Annotated in this window: 5 protein-coding genes; 3 read left to right on the top strand and 2 right to left on the bottom strand. The window is 39.1% G+C overall.

The genetic code is table 11. From position 1 onward, the window contains the following. Positions 1–48: 48 nt before the first annotated feature. From GNE10_RS30670 to GNE10_RS30660, 3 genes are all read left to right on the top strand, one after another. Complete coding sequence (locus GNE10_RS30670; RefSeq protein WP_185569601.1) at positions 49–1185, top strand: alpha/beta hydrolase; 1137 nt, start codon at positions 49–51, stop codon at positions 1183–1185. Between the two features lie 320 nt (positions 1186–1505). Further along, positions 1506–2408 (top strand): Rpn family recombination-promoting nuclease/putative transposase, encoded by a 903-nt coding sequence (locus GNE10_RS30665; protein WP_185569599.1) that lies wholly within the window; start codon positions 1506–1508, stop codon positions 2406–2408. A 45-nt stretch (positions 2409–2453) separates the two neighbouring features. Then, positions 2454–2633 (top strand): DUF4351 domain-containing protein, encoded by a 180-nt coding sequence (locus tag GNE10_RS30660; RefSeq protein ID WP_311774897.1) that lies wholly within the window; start codon positions 2454–2456, stop codon positions 2631–2633. A gap of 93 nt (positions 2634–2726) precedes the next feature. On the opposite strand, the gene GNE10_RS30655 is transcribed toward GNE10_RS30660, so the two are convergent. Together GNE10_RS30655 and GNE10_RS30650 are read right to left on the bottom strand one after the other, a co-directional pair. Continuing rightward, entirely contained in the window at positions 2727–4964 is a 2238-nt protein-coding gene (locus GNE10_RS30655; RefSeq protein ID WP_185569597.1) for a pentapeptide repeat-containing protein, read from the bottom strand. A 9-nt stretch (positions 4965–4973) separates the two neighbouring features. Next, positions 4974–5978 carry a zinc-dependent alcohol dehydrogenase family protein gene (locus GNE10_RS30650; protein ID WP_185569595.1) on the bottom strand — a complete coding sequence of 335 codons (1005 nt, stop codon included), beginning with the start codon at positions 5976–5978 and terminating at the stop codon, positions 4974–4976. Between the last annotated feature and the right edge of the window lie 370 nt (positions 5979–6348).

Here is a 6348-nt window from a genome sequence, read left to right as displayed (position 1 = left end):
CCATTGAATATTAACTATTGACTATTTATTCTCTCAGTAGCTTTGGTAATGAAATCTTTTTATCGTCTTTTACTAGGCTTATGTGGTTACTCTATATTTCCACTAGTGCATGGTATTTTTGCTGCATCGCCTAGTTTGGCAGCGGAAAAAGTTGTTGTTAGATACGGTTTATTTGAACAAGCGATCGCTGTGGCAGATATACGCAACTATAGCGAGACGCAAAAGGTTTCTGCTAATTTGCAAACTATTTTAGGTCGTCTCAGTGCTGAAGAGAAACAAAAGTTTCAATATGCGCTGCAAGTGAAGATGTTGCTTGATATTGTGGCTTTAGACAAATTGGTAAATACACCAACTGGCAAACAAATTTTATCTTTTGTTTCCCAAACTATCGCCCGTCGGGATGAAGCCAATATCCAAGCGCTACGATCTGCTATTATTTTGGGGGCGAAATCCCCAGAAGGTTTGGGTATCCTCACATTTTTAGAAGCATATCCCAGTGAAGAAATAGTAATTGATGTGTCAAAAATTTCCCGAATAGTCGGTTTGGCAAGTTCATCTTCTGGTTCTGCTGATGCGCCGCCGAAGGATGATGTAATTTCTTCGCCTTTAGGTAAAATTGCACTGCAATATCAAACGATAGCTGCCCAAGATAAACAATTTTCAGGTTGTTTATTTGGGGATTCCATTTCGGCTGGAATTGGCAATACTCTTGGCAATGGTACTTTTAATTTCGGCTTAAATGGCTTAAGTACAATTTCATTAATAGAACAACTGAAAACTTTAATTCCTACTAAGGTGAAATGCGAAAAAGCTATTATTGCCGTAGGAGGTAATGATGCTTTGTATGGGATTAATGATGAGTTGTTTACCAAGAATCTGCAAGAGGCGATCGCACTGGTTCGCACAATGGGAACTAAAGAGGTTTTTCTGATTCCAGCTTTTTATTCAACAGTTGAGGCTAGCTCAGATCCAACTGTTGCCGCACCCAATTCTAGAGTCGAACAAATTAATGTTCTCATTAATAAAGTTGCAGAAACAGAAAAAATCCCAGTTGCCACATCAGGAGTAGCACCATTGTATGAGAATAACGTTCTCAAAAAAGATTTTACCAGTGATGGCGATCATCTAAACGCAGAAGGGCTAAAAATTTATCGGGAAGCATTGTTAAAAATTTTAGGCAAGTAATATGAAAAGCGATGGCAGTTGAATTTTTTTCATAAAAAATAACTGCCATCGATTTGTTATAATTATTTTCTAAAATTTAACTACAGCAGATAATCGCTCCAAAAGCCTTATTAGGGACTTGCAAGGAAAAAAATATTCCACAGAAGATTGTTAACTGTTGAACGCCACTTGCTCCATTTGGGGAAACCCCAAGACCACGGTGGCTGCGGTTCACAGTCAACAGTCAACAGTCAACGACCCCAACCGAAATAATTTATTTTTTGGATTTGCCTTATGTTTCATTTTTTGAATTTTGAATTTTGAATTGATATAATACTTTCATGCGCCGAGACTCAATCTTTTACAAACTATTTCAACAATCACCCAGTTTGTTATTTGAATTATTGACAAATAGACCAATAAATGCAGAAAATTATCGATTTGATTCAGTGGCTGTCAAAGAACCAAAATTTGAAATAGACGGGGTATTTTTACCACCAGAAAATCAAGGTGCTGGGGTTGTTTATTTTTGTGAAGTGCAGTTTCAAAAAGATGAACAACTATATGAAAGGGTATTTGCCGAATCATCTTTATATTTCTATCGCAACAGCGCCAGATTTAGCGATTGGCAAGCAGTAATTATTTATCCATCCCGTAATATAGAACAAACTAATATTTATCCTCATAGGGGATTACTGAATAGTAATCAAGTACATCGAGTGTATTTAGATGAATTGGGAGATATTCGCCAATTACCTGTATCGCTAGCGCTGATGGTGTTAACTACATTGGATGATGAACTTGCACCACAAGAAGCAAGATATTTGCTTGAACGTTCTTCAGTTGAACAGCCTGAAACTTCAAATAACGCCATAATTGACTTAGTGACTACAATAATGGTGTACAAATTTGAACAATTAAGTCGTAAGGAGGTTGAATCGATGTTAGGAATAACACTCAAAGAAACGCGAGTTTACAGAGAAATCAAAGAAGAGGGACGAGAACAAGGACTAGAACAAGGAAGAGAACAAGGACTAGAACAAGGACGAGAACAAGGAAGAGAAGCGGAAGCGCGATCGCTCATTTTTCGTCTACTAACAAAACGCGTAGGAGAACTACCTCAACAACTGCGTCAACGTATTGAAACTCTCTCTCTCCAACAATTAGAAAATCTGGGTGAAGCATTGTTAGATTTTACTAGTATGGCTGATTTACAAGCTTGGTTAGAAGCACTTGAGGGTTAAACAATCAAAAAAATGCGACTGAAAGAAACGCGAATTTAGAGAGAAATCAAAGAAGAGGGACGAGAAGCAAAAGCGCGATCGCTCATTTTTCGTCTACTCACAAAACGTGTGGGAGAACTACCTCAACAACTGCGTCAACGTATTGAAAGTCTCTCTCTCCAACAATTAGAAAATCTGGGTGAAGCGCTGTTAGATTTTATTAGTATGGCTGATTTACAAGCTTAGCTTTCAGCATAACTATCAAAATAGTTTAAGGCATAAAACTATTAACCCTAGTAAACATTCGCTCTATTTTCCAACTGGTTATTGAAGGGAATGTTATTTTAAATAAATGAGCAAATTCAATCCGGGAATTGTGCGCGAAAGTGTCCACAAAACTAGGGTAATATACATTAAACCCAAACTCCATTGATACCAAGCAAGTGCAGAAATAATACCAGGTAAATGTTCGTCTCGCAACCGGATATCGTTAAATCCTAACTTCACTAAATTATTGAGACTAAAATCATAATAATTAAGCCAATTCCAACGGCGATCGCACAATAATGGCATATACCTTTCACGAAATGTCTGATTTCTAGGAATTACCGGCAAACGTCCAATTAACAATCGTAATTGTCTAAATGTTCCGTCCTCTGTAAAGTACGAAATATCCAATAAATCATGATAACGACCTTGTTGGTAAAGTCGAATTAATAAACTCACGGGAACCGGAAGAATAATTATTAAAAGACAACCCAATGTAAACCAAGGTTGTTCTGCATTGCGAAAAATAGCTAATAAGCTCAAGAATTCTAAAAAGCTAAAACTGATTAATATAGAAATGGTTTCGTAGGATGTGGGAATAATTGGTATCGGAAGCAAACGACGACATCGATCCACTAGCCAAAATAGCAAACCGAAGTAAGCGATCGCTACTCCTCCCACACCAAATACTAACCAAAAATTTGTGCCATAACCACTCAACAATAAGAGTACACTTAATGCCAACCAACCCCAAGCTTGAAGTAACCATGTAGCGATTGAAAGGGGTTCGCCAACAGTCAAGCGATCGCTTAATTTTGTGTATGTTTCTAAACTGATTTCTGCTAAAGTAAGTAACTCTGTAATATTGCGGAATGGCTTTAGCAGACGACGTTTGACAATGGCTTGCGACTGACTTGTAGAAAAACCCAATTTCATCAAATTTTTAATAGTTGCGCCATTGATATTTGTAGCCATCAATCTGCGGCTTAATTCTATTAATCTTAATCGTTGTTTTGTGTACTCTAAATCATTAGCATCTGCAACTTGCTGTTGTTGACGAAAATTTTGCCCCAAATTTCGCAAGATATTTTGATTTCCTTGGAATGCCGGTACATAAAACATCTTGCCAATTTCGCCAGGATTACCTAAAATTTTTGCTTGATTAGAATTAAAAGTCAAACCAGAAACATTTAAAAAAGCTTGCTTGGTAAATCTAGCATCACTAAAGTCTGCTTGGTTAAGAATACTCGCACCTTGGAAATTGACCGATTGGTTAAAATCCGCTTCTCGAAATATCACAGCTTGTTCAAAACTTGTCTCTTGTAATAAAATAATCTGATTAAAATTACCTTTATTAAACTGTACTTGATTGGCAAAACGCACATGAGAAAAATCAACATTTTCCTGCCATTGCACGCTATTGAATTTAGCTAATTGCTTAAAGCTTGCTTGATTGAAGTTGACATTTTTTTCAAATATACTACCTTGAAAATCAACAATTTCCTGAAATTGAATTTGTTTAAAATTAGCTTTATCAAAAAAAATACCACCAAAAAAATTACTCGGTTGTCGAAAGCTTGCATTGCTAAAATTTACAGGGCGAGCAAATCTCGTTTCAGTCCAATTTGTGGCTTGGACAAAGGTAGCGTTTTGGGCGTCTACAGACTGAAGAAAAAATGTATGAGAAAAATTTACTTCTCCATTGAAGCGAGTTTGCGCCAGTATCAAAGCACCACGAAAAACGGTAATTTCTCCTGATTGATTTGACTCTGTTGCCAAAAGCGATCGACAATCTTTAGAATTTGGTAAAGCTATTGCTAGAGATTCCAAACAAACAAAGCGTAAACGTTCTAATTCTTCTTGTTCAGTAGCAGTAAAAATCGGAGCGATCGCTTGAGCATACAAAGGTGTTCTTAAACCCAAATCACTACCGACAAAATCTCCTAAAACCAAAGCATAACTTAAATCTAAACCTAGAGGTTTTGCACCCAATTCTTTACGTAGCAATTGGTAAAAACCATCGCGAAAACTAGCATTTTCTGGGCGTAAATCAATCGTCATTTTCTGCAAATCCACCGTCAAACTACCTTCGCGGAGTATGGGTGTACGCAGTCTCTCTTGTAATAATTCTAGAGTTAAAAGTGTACGTTCTGGTTGTGGTGCTGCCCAAATAGGTAACGGTAGCAAGAGAACAATAAATAAAACACAAAGAAACGCCAAGGAAAACGTACAGGAACACACAGAAAAAACTTTGCGTACCTTTGCGTTTAACCTCTGCGTGCCTCTGCGTTTAAAAAATAATTTATGCAAGCTCTATCATCAATCTCTAATTAGCAAAACAATTTTACCCGTTACAGAACCACTTTCAAGTAATTGGTGAGCTTTAGCAGCTTCTTCTAAAGGAAACTTGTGGCTAACATGAATTTTTAACTTACCTTCATCGATCCAAGTGGCAGATTGTTCGAGAATTTCTGCATGATGCTGGAGACTTTCTTCTAATCCCAGCAATGCTGGCGTCAGCATTAATTCTAAGCCGATGCGGAGATTGCGTAATCTAGCAGTTTTCCAAACAGTATTGGCATCTGGTTCCAGAATCGTCACAATATCACCATACACACGGACTGCGGGGAAAGTTTTCTCAAAGATTTTGCCGCCTACGGTATCAAAGGCCAACTCTACACCTTCGCCATTAGTCCAATCTAATACCGCTTCTACAAAGTCAGTTTGTTTGTATAAAATTGTGTGGTCAGCACCTAATTCTTTGACAAAACTAGCTTTTTCCTGAGAACCTACAGTAGTAGAAACACTAGCACCTTTGAGTTTTGCTAATTGAATTGCTACATGTCCCACACCACCAGCCCCGGCATGAATCAGAACTCGTTCCCCAGGTTCCAATCGTCCGCGTTCGTATAAAGCTTCCCAAGCTGTGATTAAAACTAAAGGTGCTGCTGCTGCTTCAGCAAAGGAAATAGACGCGGGTTTACGTGCTACAAACCGTTCATCCACAACGGTATATTCCGCATAATTGCCTTGGTGTGCCCCCAAGCCGCCATAGCAAAAATATACCTCATCACCTGGGCGAAAACGTTGTACACCAGCACCCACAGCTTCCACAATCCCTGCACCATCACATCCTAGAATAGTTGGCAGGCGATCGCTATAAAAAGTGCCTCGGCTACGAAGTTTGGTATCAATGGGGTTAACACCAGCCGCCACTAAGCTGATTAAAAGTTCCGTATTTCCCACCGGAACAGTAGGGTTTGGCACGTCCTGTACTTGCAGAACTTCGGGCGCGCCAGCTGCTGTCATCAAGACTGCTTTCATGATTCTTTCCTCCTGGCTTTAGATGCACGTTTATTTGCAACTTTACCACCCCTTCTTACGAGAGGCTACGCCAACGGGGTGGGAGTAGGCAGTGTACGGTTCGGGGAAAGGGGAAGGGGGAAAGGTTTCAAATACATCCTTTACCCTTTACCCCTTAACCTTTTCCCAGACCACAAGGGAAGTTCATACTGCTTATCCGAACCATATTGGCGTCACAACCACCTGTGTCAACTTAACGTGAAACCCTTGCCAAAACATGATTTGAAATTTTCTCGCTTACCATCACGATGCGCGTCACCCCACCCCGGTTTTGTCTAAAGCCAAAACCTCCCCTCCCCGCAGGCGGGGAGGGGATTGAGGGGTGGGGTAA

Source organism: Nostoc sp. 2RC (genome assembly GCF_014222165.1).
Taxonomy (GTDB): Bacteria; Cyanobacteriota; Cyanobacteriia; order Cyanobacteriales; family Nostocaceae; genus Nostoc; species Nostoc linckia.
Note: the sequence above shows the minus strand (reverse complement) of the source record. Positions and strands in the feature narration are given on the sequence as shown.